General features: G+C 69.3%; 18 protein-coding genes. 10 read left to right on the top strand and 8 right to left on the bottom strand.

The window, feature by feature from the left end; genetic code table 11:
* Positions 1-699: 699 nt before the first annotated feature.
* Positions 700-1,422 carry a response regulator gene (locus tag C1922_RS16225; protein ID WP_108750705.1) on the bottom strand — a complete coding sequence of 241 codons (723 nt, stop codon included), beginning with the start codon at positions 1,420-1,422 and terminating at the stop codon, positions 700-702.
* 127 nt (positions 1,423-1,549) lie between these two features.
* Here C1922_RS16225 and rlmD point away from each other — a divergent pair, with 127 nt between their 5' ends.
* Positions 1,550-2,884: a 23S rRNA (uracil(1939)-C(5))-methyltransferase RlmD gene (gene rlmD / locus C1922_RS16220; protein ID WP_108750704.1), complete on the top strand. Its 1,335-nt coding sequence runs from the start codon at positions 1,550-1,552 to the stop codon at positions 2,882-2,884.
* Between the two features lie 51 nt (positions 2,885-2,935).
* Here the strand turns inward: rlmD and C1922_RS16215 are convergent, their stop codons facing one another.
* Positions 2,936-3,556: a hypothetical protein gene (locus tag C1922_RS16215; protein WP_108750703.1), complete on the bottom strand. Its 621-nt coding sequence runs from the start codon at positions 3,554-3,556 to the stop codon at positions 2,936-2,938.
* A 90-nt stretch (positions 3,557-3,646) separates the two neighbouring features.
* Between C1922_RS16215 and C1922_RS16210 the strand changes: the two genes are divergently transcribed.
* The 8 genes from C1922_RS16210 (at position 3,647) to C1922_RS16175 (ending at position 9,686) form a co-directional block, all read left to right on the top strand.
* The gene (locus C1922_RS16210) at positions 3,647-4,132 is read left to right on the top strand and encodes a CYTH domain-containing protein (RefSeq protein WP_108750702.1); all 486 of its coding nucleotides are present in this window, start codon (positions 3,647-3,649) and stop codon (positions 4,130-4,132) included.
* Between the two features lie 60 nt (positions 4,133-4,192).
* Positions 4,193-4,885, top strand: a complete 693-nt coding sequence (locus tag C1922_RS16205) for a DsbA family oxidoreductase (RefSeq protein WP_108750701.1) — start codon at positions 4,193-4,195, stop codon at positions 4,883-4,885.
* A gap of 173 nt (positions 4,886-5,058) precedes the next feature.
* Positions 5,059-6,066 (top strand): beta-N-acetylhexosaminidase, encoded by a 1,008-nt coding sequence (gene nagZ, locus C1922_RS16200; protein ID WP_108750700.1) that lies wholly within the window; start codon positions 5,059-5,061, stop codon positions 6,064-6,066.
* Positions 6,066-6,620 carry a hypoxanthine-guanine phosphoribosyltransferase gene (locus C1922_RS16195; RefSeq protein WP_108750699.1) on the top strand — a complete coding sequence of 185 codons (555 nt, stop codon included), beginning with the start codon at positions 6,066-6,068 and terminating at the stop codon, positions 6,618-6,620. The genes nagZ and C1922_RS16195 overlap by 1 nt, the downstream gene beginning before the upstream one ends.
* A gap of 82 nt (positions 6,621-6,702) precedes the next feature.
* Positions 6,703-7,449: an S-methyl-5'-thioinosine phosphorylase gene (locus C1922_RS16190; protein WP_108750698.1), complete on the top strand. Its 747-nt coding sequence runs from the start codon at positions 6,703-6,705 to the stop codon at positions 7,447-7,449.
* Positions 7,450-7,536: 87 nt separating this feature from the next.
* Positions 7,537-7,743 carry a cold-shock protein gene (locus C1922_RS16185; RefSeq protein WP_005410590.1) on the top strand — a complete coding sequence of 69 codons (207 nt, stop codon included), beginning with the start codon at positions 7,537-7,539 and terminating at the stop codon, positions 7,741-7,743.
* A gap of 213 nt (positions 7,744-7,956) precedes the next feature.
* Positions 7,957-9,240 carry an NAD(P)/FAD-dependent oxidoreductase gene (locus tag C1922_RS16180; RefSeq protein ID WP_108750697.1) on the top strand — a complete coding sequence of 428 codons (1,284 nt, stop codon included), beginning with the start codon at positions 7,957-7,959 and terminating at the stop codon, positions 9,238-9,240.
* 176 nt (positions 9,241-9,416) lie between these two features.
* Entirely contained in the window at positions 9,417-9,686 is a 270-nt protein-coding gene (locus C1922_RS16175) for a hypothetical protein (protein ID WP_108750696.1), read from the top strand.
* On the opposite strand, the gene pdeM is transcribed toward C1922_RS16175, so the two are convergent.
* From pdeM to C1922_RS16155, 4 genes are read right to left on the bottom strand one after another with little or no spacing between them, the layout of a single operon-like run.
* Positions 9,683-10,330, bottom strand: a complete 648-nt coding sequence (gene pdeM / locus C1922_RS16170) for a ligase-associated DNA damage response endonuclease PdeM (RefSeq protein ID WP_108750695.1) — start codon at positions 10,328-10,330, stop codon at positions 9,683-9,685. The two genes, C1922_RS16175 and pdeM, sit on opposite strands and share 4 nt — an antisense overlap.
* On the bottom strand, positions 10,320-12,779 hold the full coding sequence (locus C1922_RS16165; protein WP_108750694.1) for a ligase-associated DNA damage response DEXH box helicase: 2,460 nt from the start codon (positions 12,777-12,779) through the stop codon (positions 10,320-10,322). Before C1922_RS16165 ends, pdeM begins: the two co-directional genes overlap by 11 nt.
* Entirely contained in the window at positions 12,776-14,383 is a 1,608-nt protein-coding gene (locus C1922_RS16160) for an ATP-dependent DNA ligase (protein ID WP_108750693.1), read from the bottom strand. The genes C1922_RS16165 and C1922_RS16160 overlap by 4 nt, the downstream gene beginning before the upstream one ends.
* Positions 14,380-15,378 carry a ligase-associated DNA damage response exonuclease gene (locus tag C1922_RS16155; RefSeq protein ID WP_108750692.1) on the bottom strand — a complete coding sequence of 333 codons (999 nt, stop codon included), beginning with the start codon at positions 15,376-15,378 and terminating at the stop codon, positions 14,380-14,382. The genes C1922_RS16160 and C1922_RS16155 overlap by 4 nt, the downstream gene beginning before the upstream one ends.
* A 112-nt stretch (positions 15,379-15,490) precedes the next feature.
* On the opposite strand from C1922_RS16155, the gene C1922_RS16150 reads away from it, so the two are divergent.
* Positions 15,491-17,128: an acyl-CoA dehydrogenase family protein gene (locus tag C1922_RS16150; RefSeq protein WP_108750691.1), complete on the top strand. Its 1,638-nt coding sequence runs from the start codon at positions 15,491-15,493 to the stop codon at positions 17,126-17,128.
* Positions 17,129-17,167: 39 nt separating this feature from the next.
* On the opposite strand, the gene C1922_RS16145 is transcribed toward C1922_RS16150, so the two are convergent.
* Entirely contained in the window at positions 17,168-17,578 is a 411-nt protein-coding gene (locus C1922_RS16145) for a hypothetical protein (RefSeq protein ID WP_108750690.1), read from the bottom strand.
* A 149-nt stretch (positions 17,579-17,727) separates the two neighbouring features.
* The gene (locus tag C1922_RS16140; protein ID WP_108750689.1) at positions 17,728-18,069 is read right to left on the bottom strand and encodes a hypothetical protein; all 342 of its coding nucleotides are present in this window, start codon (positions 18,067-18,069) and stop codon (positions 17,728-17,730) included.
* Between the last annotated feature and the right edge of the window lie 16 nt (positions 18,070-18,085).

Below are 18,085 nucleotides of genomic sequence, written 5' to 3'. Positions count from 1 at the left end.
TCGGGCGGATCAAGGGAGAATCCGGCGTGGGCGCCAAGCTACACGGCGATCGTCGAGATCCAGGCTCATACGGCGGCCCACGCCGGCTCTCGACACCTACGCTGCCAGATTTCCATCAGATAAGGCTCGTAGGCGCCATCCATGGCGCCTGCGGTCCTGCCCACCCACACCGCCCCGCCTCTGACAGTCCCCCGCGATCTGTCGGAACCGCATCTTGCTCTGGTAGGTGTCGACCTTGGTCGACACGGTAGATCCACGCCATGCGTGGATGCTTTTCGAACGCACTTCGAAACTTTCGATTCCGATTGAGATTCATCCACGCATGGCGTGGATCTACTGGCCGCCGGGACCCCGTGACAGTCCCCCGCGACCTCTCGGAACCGCATCTTGCTCTGGTAGGTGTCGACCTTGGTCGACACAATCTGTCAGATACCGAATTGTTTCTGGGCTCAGAGCCCGTTGCGCGGCAACGGGATCCGACCCCGTGCCGTTCCGTCAGATCGCGGAAAACTGTCGAAGGCGGGGCACTGTGGGTGTGCGGGGTGTGAGCCGCATGGATGCGGCGACCAAGGCTACATGGACGTACTTGCGCCGTCCCCGCACACCCACAGTGCCCCGCCACCCCACGGAATGCCCGCTGTTGACGTTGACGTTGATTCGGCAGGTGCAGGGCTGCAAGCCCTGCCGCCCCCCACACGCTCAGTGCAGCAGGGAAGCCACGGCGGCGCGGAAGCCCGCCTGGGCCTGCCCGGAGTCGGGCGCGTGATGCAGCTGGCGCACGGCACGGCCCAGCCGGGCCGCCCCCACGAAGCCGCAACTGGCCTGCAGCCGATGCAGCTGGCTGCGCAGCTGGCGCTCGTCGTGCTGGTCCACCGCCTGTTCGACCGCATCGCGTACCCCCGGCAGTTCGGCCAGGAACAGCTCACGCAGGGCAATCAGGTGGTTGCGCTGGCCGTTCAGCGCCGCCAGGGCGGCCGTCTCATCCCAGTCCTCCACGGCCAGCTCAACCGCGGCCGGCGGCAGCGGCGCAGCGCCCGGGCTGTTCACCAGCGCCCGGCGCACCGCTTTCAGCAGTTGATCACGGCCCAGCGGCTTCACCAGGGTGTCGCTGAAGCCGGCCTCGCGCAGGCTGGCATGAATGGAGGCATCGCCGTCGGCGGTATGCGCCAAGGCCGGGGTGTCCGGATGCGACTGGCGCAGCGCCCGCAGCAACTGGGCGCCATTGCCGTCGGGCAGGTTCACGTCGATCAGCCACAGGTCATGCGTGCCCGGCTCGCCACGGGCAAGCGCGCTGGCCAGTGAGTCAGCAGTGTCCACATCGGCTGGTAACGTTTCCAACGCCGCTTTGAAAAAACCGCGGCTGATGATGTCGTCCTCGACAAGCAGGAAGCGGGGCCGGTTGGTCCGCGGGGTCATCTGCATAGGGCTGCCTCCATGTCAGCTGTGGACAATCATCATGCACGGCGGCAGCGTGTGCAAGCGGCCATCGGCCCGCCCGGCCAGGATCTGCGACAATGTGCGCCCTTTTTTGCCCGCAGCCTGTCGCCACGTGGCCCGATCCCGTTCCCGCATCGACCGTACCCCGTTTCAGACCGAAATCCTCGACCTCAGCCATGACGGTCGTGGCGTCGCCCGCCGTGAAGGCGAAGGCGGCAAGGTCACCTTCATCAGCGGCGCCCTGCCGGGCGAAGTGGTGATGGCCGAACAGACCGCCCGCAGCCGTCACTTCGACGAGGCGCGCACGGTGGAAGTGCTGCAGGCTTCGCCGCAGCGCGTCACCCCCAAGTGCCCGCACTTCGGCACCTGTGCCGGCTGCGTGCTGCAGCACCTGGACGAAAGCCAGCAGATCGTGGCCAAGCAGCGCGTGCTGATGGACAACCTGGAGCGCATCGGCCACGTCACCCCGGGCAGCGTGCTGCCGCCGCTGGTCGGGGACAGCTGGGGCTACCGCCGCAAGGGCCGTTTCTCGGTCCGCCGGGTGGAAAAGAAGGACAAGACCCTGGTCGGTTTCCGCGAACAGGATCCGCGTTTCGTGGCTGACCTGAGCCAGTGCCTGACTGTGATCCCGGAAATCGGCACCAAGGTCCAGGACCTGTCCACCTTCATTGAAGGCCTCGACGGCAAGCGCGACATTCCGCAGATCGAGTTCATCGGCGGCGACAACGCCATTGCCCTGACCGTGCGCCACCTGCAGCCGCTCAGCGACGCCGACCGCGCCGCCTGGGCCGCGTTCGGCCAGCAGCACGGGTTTGCCATCTACCTGCAGCCGGGCGGCCTGGACACCGTGCACCCGCTGGACGGGCAGGGCGTGCCGCTGTCGTTCCGGCTCGCGCCGTGGGACGTGGAACTGGCCTTCCGCCCGCTGGACTTCATCCAGGTCAATGCCAAGCTGAACGAGGCGATGATCGCCCGTGCGCTGGAACTGCTGGAGCCGGGCGCCGATGAGCGCGTGCTCGACCTGTTCTGCGGCCTGGGCAATTTCACTCTGCCGCTGGCCCGCAGGGTGCGTGAAGTGGTGGGCGTGGAAGGCGATGCCGGCCTGGTCGCGCGCGCGCGCGAAAACGCCGAGCGCAACGGTCTGGCCAATGCACAGTTCTTCAGCGCCGACCTGACCCAGGACCAGCGCGCCACCCCGTGGATGCGCCAGGGCTTCGACAAGCTGCTGCTGGACCCGCCGCGCTCGGGCGCGATCGAAGTGCTGCAGCAGCTGCCGCTGAAGCAGTTCAAGCGCATCGTCTATGTCAGCTGCCACCCCGGTTCGCTGGCGCGCGATGCCGGCTATCTGGTCAACGAACAGGGCTTCACCCTGGTCAGCGCCGGTGCCATGGACATGTTCCCGCACACCGCGCACGTGGAAAGCATCGCGGTCTTCGAAAAGCGCTGACAACGCGCGGGCACCGGCAATACCCCGGTGCCCGCCGCCGCACGTGGAGGATCAGGGTGCCGGCGCGCTGCGCCACTGGCCATCCTCGCGGATGAATGCCAGCGTTTCGGTGCCTCGCTCATCGCCTACCTGGGCGGTGACCGCACATTCGAACACGGCACGCTCGTCGGGCACTTCGCAGTCGGCAACCTCCAGCACCTGCGCGTCGCGCGCGGCCAGCACGAAGCGCGCGCGCTCCTCGGCATCGCTCTCACGCGCCGCCACGGTCGCCAGGTGCGCGCGCAGCAGCGGTTGTACTTCCTCGCGACTGGGCGCGGGCGTCGGCAGGCGGCGCGGATCGGGCAGGGTCCACTGGCCATCCACCCAGGCCAGGTGCAGCAGACGCGCACCCGATTTCATGCCGGCACTGCCCACCACGATGCAGGTGGCGATGTCCGCGGTGCTGCCCATCGCGCAGCTGCTCAGCGATTCCAGCGTGGGCCGGAACGCCATCGCGACCAGGCTGCTGCTGTCACTGCGCGGGCGCGCGGCGATCTGCTCGGCAATCGCCAGATCCATCGCGTCCTGTGCCTGTTGCAGGGTGGGCAGTGCTGGGGCCTGGGCCAGGCAAGCGCCCGCGGGCAGCAGCAGGGTCATCGCCAGCGGGCGCAGCTTGGAAAGGGACAGTGTCATGGTTCAGCGATCCTTGCAGGGCGGCGCAGTGTAGTGCGGCGGCCGCGCGCCGGGTAGGCAGGCTGCCGCCGGCGGCCGCATACTTCGCGCATGGGCATTGAAATCGAACGCAAGTTTCTGGTGACCGGCGACGGTTGGCGTACTGCCGCGCATCGGGTCATTCCGATGGCGCAGGGCTATATCAACGACATGGGCGCACTGGATCGCGGCACCCAGAACGCCTCGGTGCGCGTGCGCATCGAAGGCGGACAGGCGGCGCTGAACCTGAAGTCGCGCACCCTGGGGCACACCCGCCAGGAGTTCGACTACCCCATCCCCGTGGACGATGCCCGCGACCTGCTGGCGCTGTGCGTGGGCGGGTTGATTGACAAGCGCCGCCATCTGGTCGAACACGCCGGGCTGACCTGGGAAGTGGACGAGTTCCTGGGCGACAACGCCGGCCTGGTCGTGGCCGAGGTGGAACTGGACAGCGCCGACCAGGCCATCGACCTGCCGGACTGGGTGGGCGCGGAAGTGACCGACGACGCGCGCTATTACAATGTTGCGTTGGCCAGTCACCCCTATTCACAGTGGTGAAGCGCTGATCGGCCGGTAGCGCCCCCTTTTGCCGCGGCGGGCGGCCCCCATCTTGGGGGCATGAGAATCGATATCTATTCCGACGTGGTCTGCCCCTGGTGCTGGATCGGCAAGCATCGTTTCCAGCAGGGCGTGCAGTTGCTGGGCGCCGATGCGCCCGCCCTGGACATCCACTGGCAGCCATTCCAGCTGGACCCGGACGCTGACGCCACGCCGGTTCCGCTGCGACAGGCCTATGCGCGCAAGTTCGGCGGGGCCGAGCGCACCGAACAGATCCTGGGCCAGACCCAGTCCACCGCGCAGGCCGAGGGCCTGCCGATGGACTTCGGCCAGGGCCAGGTGCGGGTGACCACGCTGCCTGCGCACCGCCTGCTGTGGCTGGCCGGCGAACACGGCGTGCAGGATGCGGTGGGCGAAGCGCTGTTCCGCGCCCACTTCGAGCATGGCCAGAACCTGGCCGACCCCGCCGTGCTGGTGAAGGCCGGCGCCGCCGGCGGGCTGGCCGCGGCCGAGATCGAACAGATGTTGGCGTCCGATCGCGGCCTGGCCCAGGTGCAGGCCAAGCTGGCCGACGCGCAGGCGCTGGGCATTTCCTCGGTGCCCACCTTCGTGATCGACGGGCGCTGGGCGATTTCCGGTGCGCAACCGCCCGAAGCCTTCGCCCAGGCCCTGCGCCAGATCGCCGCCGAGCAGGGCGCCCCCTCGGCCGCTGCGGGTGAAGCAGCCTGCGGCCCGGACGGCTGCGCGGTGTAGTACGCGCGGGGTCAGAGCCCCTGCGGGGATCCGACCCCGGGGTCGGATTCCCGCAGGGGTTCTGACCCGATTCCCGACCCCATTCCCGTGTTCAGCCGAACACTGCGTCCATCGGCCGGTTCTGCGACAATGCGGCACTGCGCCATGCGGGCGCCTGTTGTGGAGATCGACCCATGCTGCTGATCGGCGTTGCCGGCACTGAACTGACCGCCCAGGAACGCGACTGGCTGCAGCATGATGCCGTGGCCGGGGTGGTGCTGTTCAAGCGCAACTTCGCCTCGCGCCAGCAGGTGACCGATCTGACCGCCGCCATCCGCGCCGCCGCACCGCGCCCGCAGCTGCTCTGCGTGGACCAGGAAGGCGGCCGCGTGCAGCGCTTCCGCGAGGGCTACAGCGAACTGCCGCCGCTGCAGGACATCGGTGCCCTTTACGCGCGCGATCCGCAGCAGGCGCTGGCCCTGGCCGAGCAGCACGCCTGGCTGATGGCCAGTGAAGTGCGCGCCAGCGGCCTGGACCTCAGCTTTGCCCCGGTGGTGGATCTGGCCCGTGGCAACCGCGCCATCGGCAACCGCGCCTTCAGCGAAGACCCGCAGGTGGTCGCCGCTTTCACTGCCGCCTATGTGCGCGGCATGCATGCGGTGGGCATGGCCGCCACGCTCAAGCATTTCCCCGGCCACGGCACCGTGCTGGAAGACACCCACGTCGATACCGCCATCGATCCGCGCGCGCTGGACGAACTGCGCGCGCAGGACCTGGTGCCGTTCGGCGCCGGCATTGCCGCCGGTGCCGATGCGGTGATGATGGCCCACGTGATCTACCCGCAGGTGGCGCCCGAGCCGGCCGGCTATTCGCCGCGCTGGATCCAGGACATCCTGCGCGGTGAACTGGGCTTCCGCGGCGTGGTGTTCTCCGATGACATCGGCATGGCCGCTTCGCACAGCGCCGGTGGCGTGCCGGCGCGCGTGCATGCCCACCTCGATGCCGGCTGCGACGTGGTGCTGGTCTGCCACCCCGAGCTGGTCGATGAAGCCCTGCACGCCGTGCAGGGCCGTTCACTGAATACCGCCGCGCTGCTGGGCCTGCTTGGCCGCGGCGCACTTGGCTGGGACGGCCTGCTGGCCGATGCCCGCCATGGCACCACCCAATCCCATCTGCTGCAAACCCTTGGAAGAACCGTCTGATGCCGAACCTCACCATTTCCCAGGCCCTGGCCCAGGCTGACCTGCTGGTCGACCGCCCCACCATCGACAAGGCCATTGCCAGCATCGCCGACGCCATCGCGCGCGACTACCAGGGCGAGGTGCCGCTGTTCCTGTCCATCATGCACGGCGCACTGCCGTTCGCCGGCCAGCTGGCGCTGGAGCTGGGCGCGCGCGGCCAGGACGTGCAGTTCGATTACCTGCACGCCACCCGCTACCGCGGTGAAACCACCGGCGGCGATCTGGTCTGGAAGCACAAGCCGGCCACCTCGCTGTTCGGCCGCCGCGTGCTGCTGGTGGACGACATCCTGGACGAGGGCTACACCCTGCAGGGCGTGCGCACCTGGTGCCTGGAACAGGGCGCCACCGACGTGCGCATCGCCGCCATGACCGTGAAGAAGCACGACCGCGCGCTGCCGGACGTCACCGCCGATTACGCCGGCATCGAGCTGCCGGACCGTTACGTGTTCGGCTTCGGCATGGATGTGAACGAGACCCTGCGCTGCGTGCCGGCCATCTATGCCATGAAGGAGTGACGGCGCGGCCGCCCGCGGCCGGTCCCACCCTCCCGCCGGCGCCTTCGGGTGCCGGCGTTCGTCTTTTTCTGGAGTGATTCCCATGCAACAGATTGCCCTGGCCGTGATCGGCGGTACCGGTGTCTACAACCTGGCCAAGCTGGACGATGTGCAGACCCATGAGGTCGAGACCCGCTTCGGCCGTCCGTCGGGCCCGGTGCGCGTTGGCACCCTGCTGGGCCACCGCGTGGCCTTCCTGGCCCGCCATGGCGAGGGCCATTCGCTGCCGCCGCACAAGATCAACTACCGCGCCAATCTGGCCGCGCTGCAGCAGATCGGCGCGCAGCGCGTGCTGGCGCTGAACACGGTGGGCGGCATCGGCGACGATTTCGGTCCGCGCGTGCTGGCCTGTCCGGACCAGGTAATCGATTACACGTGGGGTCGTATCAGCACGATCTGCGAAGAAGACGGCACCGACGTGGTCCACGTCGATTTCGGTCACCCGTACACGCCGATGCTGCGCAGCAAGATCCTGGCGGCGGCGAAAGTGACCGGCGTGAAGGTGCACGACGGCGGCTGCTACGGCGCCACCCAGGGCCCGCGCCTGGAAACCATCGCCGAAATCGCCCGCATGCGGCGCGATGGCTGCGATCTGGTGGGCATGACCGGCATGCCTGAAGCCGCGCTGGCACGGGAGTTGGGGCTGGATTACGCCTGCCTGGCGATCGTGGCCAACTGGGCCGCCGGCTGTGGCGACGGCGAGGAGATCACCATGGCCGAAGTGCTGGCAAACGTGCAGGCCGCCAGCAACGGACTTCCGGAACTGGTAGGCGAATTGGCGCGGGGGTGATTGTCATCCTCGGGCAAGCTTTGCATACTCAGCCGGTACGCGGGTTCAGCGTACACCACCCATTCATTGCAAAGGTCTCGCATTAACATGCCGAACGGTACCGTCAAGTGGTTCAACGACGCCAAGGGATTTGGCTTCATCTCGCCGGAGGATGGCAGCGCCGACGTGTTCGCGCACTTCTCCGCCATCAACTCCAAGGGCTTCCGCAGCCTGCAGGAAGGTCAGCGTGTCACCTATGACGTGACCCAGGGCCCGAAGGGTGCCCAGGCTTCGAACATTACGCCGGCCGAGTGATCCACTCGACAGTGCGTTGAAAACCCCGCTACGGCGGGGTTTTTTTTTGCGCAGGGAATGGCGCACGACATCCATGTCGTGGACGGTCCCGGAGCGCCGGCCGTTCCGTCAGCCATCAGGCGCTCCGGAGTCGGCCAGCAGATCCACGCCATGCGTGGGTGCCGTCGCCGGTTTCCTTCGCCATCGGCAATCCGCCTCGGGCACAATGCAGGCATGACGGAACGACTGCGCATTGCCGTGATCGGCTACGGCACCGCTGGCCAGGCATTGGCCATCCTGCTCACCCGTGATGGCCACGAGGTGGAGATCTTCGAGCGCGTGCCCCAGCCGGGCCCGGTAGGGGCCGGCTTCCTGCTGCAGCCCAGCGGCCTGCAGGTGCTGTGGCAGATGGGCCTGCTTGACGCCGTGCGTGCACATGCCGCGCCGGTGCACCGCCTGTACGGCGATACGCCCTGCGAACGCGCGGTGATGGACATGGGCTATGCCGGTCTGGATGCGCGCCTGCACGGGCTGGGCATGCAGCGCGGTGCGCTGTTCGCGTTGCTGGAAGATGCGCGCGAAGGCGCCGGCCACCTGCACGTGGGCACTGCCATCGAGGCGGTGGACAGCGCACAGGGGCGCGTGCGCGATGCACAGGGGCGCTGGCACGGCCCGTTCGACCTGGTGGTGGCCGCCGATGGTGCGGCATCCACCCTGCGCGGCAGCGTAGAGGGCGGCATCGCGCTGGACCGGGTGTACCCGTGGGGTGCGCTGTGGTGCCTGCTGCCGGCCGAAGACTGGCCGCACATGCAGGAGCTGCGGCAACGCTACGTGGCGGCGCGCAAGATGATCGGCCTGCTGCCGGTGGGCACCCGCCCCGGTGACGCCACGCCACGCCTGAGCTTCTTCTGGAGCCTGCCGCGTGACGATTTCGAACGCTGGCAGCAGGACGGCATGGCGCCCTGGCTGCAGGAACTGCATGCCCTGTGGCCGCAGGCCAGCGCGCGCTTCACGCACCTGCGCGATGCCGGCCAGTTGGCACGCGCGGTGTACCGCGATGCGGTGATGAAGCGTTGGCACCATGGCCGCCTGGTGCTGGCCGGTGATGCTGCACATTCGATGAGCCCGCAGCTGGGGCAGGGCGTGAACATGGCCCTGATCGATGCACTGGCGCTGCGCGATGCACTGCGCAGTCACCGTGGCGAAGCGGCGCTGCAGGCCTACCAGGCACAACGGCGTGCGCATGTGGCGGTGTACCAGCGCTGGAGCCGCTGGCTGACGCCGCTGTTCCAGTCCAATGGCGATCTATGGGCGCATGCGCGCGACGTCCTGCTTGGGCCGATGGGGCGCATGCCGGGCGGGCGCGGGCACATGCTGCGCGTGCTCAGCGGCACCCAGCACGGCTGGTTCGGCGCACTGCCGCTGGATCCCGGCTTCATTGCCGCACTTGCCGAAGCGCCGCGTGCAGCTGCCAGCAACAGTGTGATCAGCGCTGCGGTGAACGTGCCCGTCACCTGAACTAACGAACAGCTCACCCCGGTTGTGCGAGAACAGCTGTGCACGCGCACGTCGCGTCGCCCGTTTTCCTTTCCGTGATCGAACACTCCGTGATCGAACTTCGCGCATGGCCCGGGCGGCCGCGCCGTCGCGGCCTGCTGCGGCCCGGATGCGCCGCACGTTCGAAGGAGGATGCCATGTTGTTCGCGGTCCACGAGCTGGAATCGGAAATCTGCAAACTGCGCGGTCTGCTGCAGATGCTGCACGAGGACCAGCCCGACGTGCTGGAGGATGTCTTTGAATTCCACGTGGGCAGTCTGATCAGCCACGCGGGCGCCGAACACCATGGCTACATCCGCACCTGCGCGCAGGAAATGCTGGCGGCGGTGCGTGCGCTGCCGCGCCATGCCGGCAACAGCGAGCCTACGTTTCGATTGATGCCCGACATGCTGGCACGCCCGGCCTAAGCCGGGCGGGGCGGTACTGGCACCAGGCTGTCTTCCACGCAGGCAATGCGCTGTTCGTCGCGCGCGGGCGGTACCACCACGCCCGCGGTGAACGCAGAAAACGCGGGCAGCACGGTGATTCCCGGGCGCAGCCAGAACGCCGGAAAGCGGCGGCGCAGCGCCGGCAGGGCGATCTGCGGATGCAGGTGGCCGGCGATCACCCAGGCGCCGGCTTCGGGCTGTGGTTCGTGGCGCAGCACGATATCCCCCAGTCGCACCTGATCGTGCAGCTGCACGCGCAGCGCCGGTGCGGCAAGCTGGCGGTCGTGGTTGCCACGGATCACATGCACGTCCAGACCCGCCTGCTGCTCGCGCCAGGCGAGCCATTGCGCCAGCCACGCCGTGCGGTGCAGCGGGCCATGCAGCATATCGCCCAGGATCCACAGCTCGCGGCACCCGTGCTGCTGCACAAGCGCCTGCAGCCGTTGCAGGTCGCCCTGGGTGCCGCCGGAGGGCAGGGCGATGCCGGCGCGGCGGAACACATCGGCCTTGCCCAGGTGCAGGTCGGCAATCAGCAGGGCCTGCCGGGCCGGCCACAGCAACGCACGCGCGCCGAGCAGGTGCAGCGTCTGCCCTCCCAGCTGCATGGCCAGCTCAGTCGCCATGGCGGCGTTCCAGCTGCTGCGCCGCGCGCTGTACGCGGGTACGCCAGTCTTCGTTGCTGAACTGGCCGCGCAGGCGTTCGGCCCACAGCGGAAAACCCAGCGGCGTGAGTGAGGCTGGCTGCTGCAGCGACACCGTCTGCCCGCCAATGCGTGCCAGCACCTGCTGCAGCCCGGGCAGATCCAATGCGTCCTGCAGCACTTCCTGCTCGGCCAGGGCCAGCAGCATGTGCTCGGGGTCGTGCTGGCGCAGTACGTCATGCAGCAGGCCCGCGGAGGCCTGCAGCTGGCGCAGCGAGCGCGGCATGCCGCCGGGCAGGCTGGGCACCAACAGTCCGGCCACTCGCGCGATGCCACGGAACTGGCGGCGTGCCAGCTCGCCCAGGTTCACGGCCGCGCGCAGATCGTCCAGCAGTCCGTCGCGGGTGAACAGCGCATGCCACGCCTGCGCATCCAGGGTGATCGGCTGTGCCGGTGCCAGCACCAGGCCATGATCGTTCACTGCATACCCGATGCTGTTGCGCTGTAGCCGCGTGCAGCGCAGTGACAGCAGCGCGGCCAGTGCTTCATGCACGTGGCGCCCGGCGAACGGGTAGACGAACACGAACTGGCCCTCGCGGCGGCGCACGTCCTCCACCAGCAGCTGCGCCGGCGAGGGCCGCGCGGACACGCGTGCCTGCAGCGCCAGCAGCGGCGCCAGCCACGTTGATTCGGCACTGTCATCACTTCCGGAGAGCACCGACAGCAACGCCTGCCCCAGTGGCATCGACAAGGGCAGCTGGCCGCCCTGCCAGCGCGGCACGCTGCCGTCGCCGCGCCCACGCGCCACCCGCACATAGGCGGTCATGTCGCGCAGCTGCACCAGCTCCAGCAGGCGCCCGGCGAACTGGAAACGGTCGCCCGGGCGCAGGCGCCCGGCGAACTGTTCTTCCACCGAACCCAGGCTGCCGCCGCGCAGGAACTGCACGCGTACGCTGCCATCGCTGCTGATGGTGCCGATCGACAGGCGGTGGCGCAGGGCCTGGCGGCGATCGGGCACCCGGTAGATGCCGCTGTCATCGATCTGCACCTTGTGGAAATCCGGATACTGCGACAGCGCGCGGCCGCCCTGCACGATGAAGTCCAGCACGGCCTGCCACTGTGTATCGGTCAGATCGGCAAAGGCATGGGTGCGTCGAACCTGGGCCAGCAACGCATCGGCCTGGAAGCCACCGGCCAGCGCGCAGCTCACCGCGTGCTGGGCCAGCACGTCCAGCGACAGGACCAGCGGACGGCGTGCTTCCACCACGCCGTCGCGCAGCGCGTTGCGTGCTGCCGCGAATTCGGCCACCTCCAGCGCATGGCTGGGAATGCAGGTGATGCGGCCGCTGGCACCGGGACGATGGCGTGCGCGGCCGGCGCGCTGGCGCAGGCGCGCCACGCCCTTGGGGCTGCCCAGCTGCAGGACCTGGTCCACTTCCGGAAAATCCACGCCCAGGTCCAGGCTGGAGGTGGCCACCACGCAGCGCAGGCTGCCTGCACGCAGGCCGTCTTCCACCTGCTGGCGCAGGGTCGGGTCCAGCGAGCCGTGGTGCAGGGCCAGGCTGGTGGCGTCTTCCGGCCACACTGCGGCCAGCGCCTGGTGCCACAGTTCGGCCTGTGCGCGGGTGTTGGTGAACAGCAGGGTGCTGCGTGCGCCGTGGATCGCCTGCAGTACCCGCGGCAACTGCACCAGGCCCAGGTGGCCGGCCCACGGAAAACGTTCGCCAGCCGGCGGCAGCAGGGTCTGCACCTGCACCGGTCGCTGCCGCGCGCCCTCCACCAGCGGCGCGTCGGGCTGGCCGGGCAGCAGCACCTGCCGCGCCTGCTGCAGGTTGCCCAGCGTGGCCGACAGACCCCACAGCTGCAGGCCGGGGCTGGCATCGCGCAGCCGCGCCAGGTTCAGCTGAAGCAGCACGCCACGCTTGCTGCCCAGCAGTTCATGCCACTCATCCACCACCACGCAGCGCAGGTGCTGCATGCGCGGCAGCGTATCGGGATAGCTCAACAACAGCGCCAACGATTCGGGCGTGGTCACCAGCACATCCACGCGTCCCTCGCGCGCCTGGCGCCGCTCGCGGCTGCTGGCATCGCCACTGCGCAGGCCGACCTTCCAGCCCAGACCAATGCCATCGATGACCGTCTGCAGCGCGCGTGCGGTATCGCTGGCCAGTGCGCGCAGCGGGGTGACCCACAGCACCTGCAGCGGACGCACGGCGCTGGCCCGCGCCGGCGCCGGCGGCGGATCGATCAAGGCCTGCAGCAGGGGCCCGCCGAACATCGCCAGGGTCTTGCCGCTGCCGGTGGGCGTGTGCAGCAGGCCCGATTCGCCCGCCAGGTAGTGCCGCCACATCGCGCGCTGGAACGGCAGCGGGCGCCAGCCGCGCGCGGCGAACCACGCCTGCAGGCGCTGCAGGGCCTGCGCACGGGTCATCGCGCCAGTGCCTGCAGGGTGTGCAGCTGGTCGGCCTCGCTGGCGGGCTTGTCGTGGCGCCAGCGCAGGATGCGCGGGAAGCGCACCGCGATGCCCGACTTGTGCCGGCTGCTGCGGTTCACCGCTTCGAATCCCAGCTCGAACACCTGTACGGCGTCGACGCTGCGCACCGGGCCGAAGCGCTCGCGGGTGTGCGCGCGGATCCAGCGGTCCAGCGCCAGGATCTCCTTGTCGTCCAGGCCCGAATAGGCCTTGGCCACCGGTACCAGCGCGTCACCGTCCCAGACCCCGAAGGTGTAGTCGGTGTACAGGGTGCTGCGCCGCCCATGGCCGGCCTGCGCGTACAACAGTACCGCATCGATGGTGAGCGGCTCGATCTTCCACTTCCACCAGTCGCCGCGGCGGCGCCCGGCCTGGTACACCGAATCGCGGCGCTTGATCATCAGCCCTTCCACGCCGCGTTCGCGGGCACCGTCACGCAGGTGCGCGGCCTCGGCCCAGTCCTCGGCGAGCACCGGTGGCGAGAGCTGCAGGCGAGGATCGGCCAGTGCATCGAGCAGCTGCGCCAGCTGCGTGCGGCGTTCGTGCAGCGGCAGCTCGCGAAGATCCTGGCCATCGCGTTCCAGCAGGTCGTAGGCCAGCACGCGCACCGGCGTGTTGCGCAGGGTAGTGGCACCGGGTTTGCGGCGCTGGATGCGGGTCTGCAGGGCGGTGAAGGCGCGCGGCAGGTCGTCGGCGCTGTCCCAGGCCAGCAGCTCGCCGTCGATCACGCAGCCATCGGGCAGTCCGGCGGCGGCCTGTTCGATTTCGGGGAAGCGACCATCCAGCCGCTCTTCGCCGCGCGACCACAGGGCCACCTCGCCATTCCGGCGCAGCAGCTGCAGGCGGATGCCGTCCCACTTCCATTCCAGCAACCAGTCATCCAGCGCGCCCAGCCGTTCGGCCGGCGCGCCTTCCAGCGGCGAGGCCAGGAAGAACGGGTAGGGCTGCTGGCGGTCGGTCGGCAGCTCGTCAGGCGACAGCAGCTGCGCCAGCGCGGCGGGCGAGGGCACCCACTCACCCAGCATGCGCTGGGCTATGCGGGCGATGTCCAACCCCGACCATTCGGCCAGCGCCTGTTGCACCAACCGCTGCGATACGCCCACGCGCAGGGCGCCGGTCAGCAGCTTGTTGAAGACCAGGCGTTCGGCGGCGGGCAGTTGCTGCCAGCCCTGCAGCACGGCGGCGTGGCGTACCGTCTCGTCCTGGTTGGCCACCGCCAGCAGATGCTGTTCGATCCAGTCGGCCAGGGCCCGCTCGGGGGCCGGCGTTGCCGGGTCATCCAGCAACAGGGTCAGCGTTTCGGCCAGGTCGCCTACCTGCGCATAACTGTCTTCCACCAGCCAGGCCGGAAGCCCGGACGCCTCGGTAATCCAGCGGCGCAGCTCGCCGCTGGCGGCCACCTTGCGGCGCGCGCCGCCTACCTTGCCACCGCTCAGCAGGTACAGCGCCCATGCCGCATCGCGTGGGCGCGCCGCGCGGAAGTAGTCGACCAGCGCGGCCCGCTTGTCCAGCGTTGCGGTGCTGCGGTCCAGGCGCTGGTAGAGCGCGGCGAAGGCCTTCATTCCTCGGCCCCGAAATCGGTGCGGAATGCCTCGGCCGCCACGCCGCGCTCGCGCAGGAAGGGGATCAGCGCATCGGTGTTGCCGTGGGTGGCGATGATGCGGCGCGCGCCGGTCTGTTCGATGGTCTGCAGCAGCGCCGGCCAGTCGGCGTGGTCGGAAATGACGAAGCCGCGGTCAACATTGCGCCGGCGCCGGTTGCCGCGCAGCTGCATCCAGCCCGACGCGAACGCCAATTGGTGACGGCCAAAGCGGCGCAGCCAGGGCGTGCCCGCCGCCGACGGCGGGGCCAGGATCAGCCGCCCGGCCGCATCCGGGGTACGCCCCTGTTCGGCCACGGTCACCGTGTCCAGCATGTCCACCCCGGCCTGGCGGTAGACCGCCACGCCATTGGCGATGGCGCCGTGCAGCCAGGCCGGCTGGTCGTCCAGCGGCAGAAGTTCGGCCAGCACGCGCTGGGCCTTGCCCAGTGCGTAGCACAGCAGCACCGCTGCTTCCCCGCGCGCGGCGCATTCGCGGCGCCAGGCCACGATGTCGGCGGCCACATCGGCGGTGTGCGGCCAGCGGTAGATCGGCAGGGCGAAGGTGGCTTCGCTGATGAAGGTATCGCAGGGCACGACCTCGAACGACGTGCAGGTGGGATCGTGCTGGCGCTTGTAATCGCCCGAGGCCACCCAGACCTGGCGCCCATCGTCGATGCGGACCTGGGTCGACCCCAGCACATGCCCCGCCGGGTGCAGCGATACCTGCACCCGGCCCAGCAAAAAGGGCGTGCCTTCGGCATGCGCGTGCAGCGGCACATCGCCCAGCCGCCAGCGCAGGATCGGCACGCTGCCGGTGCTGCAGTGGTATTCGCCCATGCCCGGGCGCGCGTGGTCGCCATGGCCATGGGTAATGACCGCGCGCGGCACCGGGCGCCACGGGTCGATGTGGAAATCGCCGGCGGCGCAGTACAGGCCTTCTGGCCGCAATACCACCAGATCTTCGTTGTCGCTCATGTGGCCACTCTGGCGCGGCGCTCGTGCAGGCGGTGAGAATCGCGCTGAACGCGCGCTGGCCGGACGATGGGGCACAATCGATGGGCTCCTTTTCCGCAACGGGAAGCAATGGATGAACGGACCGGGCTTCAGCAGCAACGTTCCCTACGAAACGCACGTGGTGCTGAACCAGCCACCACCGTTCGCCGGGCGGCAGTTATGGACCGACGATGTCGCGCTGGTCGAGGCAGTGCAGCGGGAGGGCGGCGGTGCCTTCGCGCCGCGCCTGGCGGTGTATGGCGCACTGGCCGGCGATGAGCTGTACCGCCTGGGGTTCGATGCCAACCGCGACCGGCCGCGCCTGCGCACGCACGATGCGCAGGGACACCGCATCGATCTGGTGGAGTTCCATCCGGCGTACCACCAGCTGATGGGCACGGCCAAGCAGCAAGGCGTGGCCGGGCTGTCCTGGCACGAACCGCAACCGGGCGCACACGTGGCGCGCGCGGCGCTGAGCTACCTGCATCACCAGGCCGAAGCGGGCACCAGTTGCCCGCTCACCATGACCCACGCGGCGGTGGCGGTGCTGCGCTCGCAACCGCATCTGGCCGAATGGGCACGCAAGGCGGCCGCGCCGGTCTACGATTCGCGCGATGTGCCGGTGGCCGACAAGGCCGGCATCACCCTGGGCATGGGCATGACCGAAAAGCAGGGCGGTTCGGACGTGCGTGCCAACAGCACCCACGCCGAGCCGATCGACGGCGAGCGTTATCGCTTGTCGGGACATAAGTGGTTCTTTTCCGCGCCGATGAGCGATGGCTTCCTGGTGCTGGCACAGGCGCCCGGTGGGCTGACCTGCCTGCTGATGCCACGCCGCCTGGCCGATGGCGACCGCAATGCGTTCCGGCTGATGCGCCTGAAGGACAAGCTGGGCGACTGGGCCAACGCGTCCAGCGAAGTGGAGTTCTGTGGTGCCCAGGCCTGGCGCGTGGGCGAGGAAGGGCGCGGGGTGGCCAACATCATCGGCATGGTGATGATGACCCGGCTGGACTGCATGCTGGGCGCGGCGGCGGAAATGCGCATGGCGCTGGCCCAGGCGCTGCACCATGCACGGCACCGCCGCGCGTTCGGCAAGCCGCTGGTGGACCATGCGCTGATGACCAACGTGCTGGCTGATCTGGCGCTGGAATCGGAGGCGGCCACGGTGCTGGCCATGCGCATCGCGCGCGCGGTGGATCGCGCCGCCATCGATCCTGCAGAAGCGGCGCTGGCGCGGGTGGGCACGGCGTTGGGCAAGTACTGGCTGTGCAAGCGCGCCCCGGCCTTCGTCAACGAGGCGCAGGAATGCCTGGGCGGCGCCGGCTACGTGGAAGAGTCGATGCTGCCGCGCCTGTACCGGCAGGCGCCGTTGAATTCGATCTGGGAAGGCAGTGGCAACATCCAGTGCCTGGACGTGCTGCGTGCGCTGGCGCGTGAACCGGAAACAATGGCCGCCCTGGTACAGGAACTGCAGGCGGCAGCCGCTGCCGACCTGCGCTACTCGCAGGCGCTGCAGCGCTGGGAGGAATCACCCGGGTTCGATGAGGGGCAGGCACGCGCCTTCTGCGAGCGCACGGCACTGCTGCTGCAGGCCGCCGTGCTGTTGCGGGCGGAAAGCCCCATGGCCGACGCCTTCATCCGCAGCCGGTTGCAGGGCGAGCATGGCCTGGCGCTGGGTACCTTGCCGCCAGGGCTGGATCTGGGCGAGATGCTGGCGCGCGCCCTGCCGTAACGTCGCCGGGCCGGAACAGGCCCGGCGACCGGGGCAACGTCAGTGCTTGGCTTCTTCGTGGGCGGCGTTGGCCTTCGCGTCATCTGCGACATCACGGGCCTTGTCGGCCACCTTCTGTGCGGCATCGGCGGTGGCATCGCTGGCGTGAGCGGCAGCATCGGTGGCCGCAGCCTTGGCCTGGTCGGCGGCGGTGGCGGTCGCATCAGCGGCCTTGTCCAGCGCCTGCTGGGTATCGGCGGCGGCCTGCTCGGACGCCGCAGCGGTCTTGTCAGCGGCCTCGCGGGTGGCCGCGGCGGCCTGGTCCACTGCATCACGCGCGGCGGCGCCGGCGCTGTCGGCGGCCTGCGCGGCATCCTGGCGGGCCTGTTCGGCTTCCGGGCCCTTGCAGGCGGCCAGGGCCAGCACGAGCGAGGCGGCCAGCAGGGAAGTGGTCAGCGTGCGGATCTTCATGGCGGTCTCCGGTACAGCGATGGATGGGGAGGCCAGCCTATTCAGGCCCCTGTGAAGGCCCGGTCGCGAGGCCAACAGCGGGATTCAGGCAAAGAAAAAGCCGCTGGCGAACCAGCGGCTTTTCCAGAACAGCGTGAAGAAAGAAGTGATTACTTCTTGGCTTCTTCAGCAGCGTCCTTGGCCTGCTCGGCGGTGGCTTCACCGGCCTTGGCAGCGTCGGCAGCAGCGCCGGCAGCAGCGTCGGTGGCAGCAGCGCCAGCCTGGGCAGCAGCGTCGGTCGAAGCGTCGGCAGCGGTGGCGGCGGTGTCAGCGGCCTGCTGGGCAGCGTCGGCGGTCTGGGCGCCGGCAGCGGCGGCCTGGTCGGCAGCAGCCTGGGCTTCGGTGGCGGCTTCGTTGGCCGAAGCAGCGGCGTCCTGGGCAGCTTCCTGCTTCGAGCAGGCGGCCAGGGCCAGGGCCAGGGACATAGCGACCAGCAGCTTGTTGATGCTCATTGTGTGAATCCTCGTC

This window comes from Stenotrophomonas sp. ZAC14D2_NAIMI4_7, assembly GCF_003086675.1.
In the GTDB taxonomy this organism is placed as follows: Bacteria; Pseudomonadota; Gammaproteobacteria; order Xanthomonadales; family Xanthomonadaceae; genus Stenotrophomonas.
Note: the sequence above shows the minus strand (reverse complement) of the source record. Positions and strands in the feature narration are given on the sequence as shown.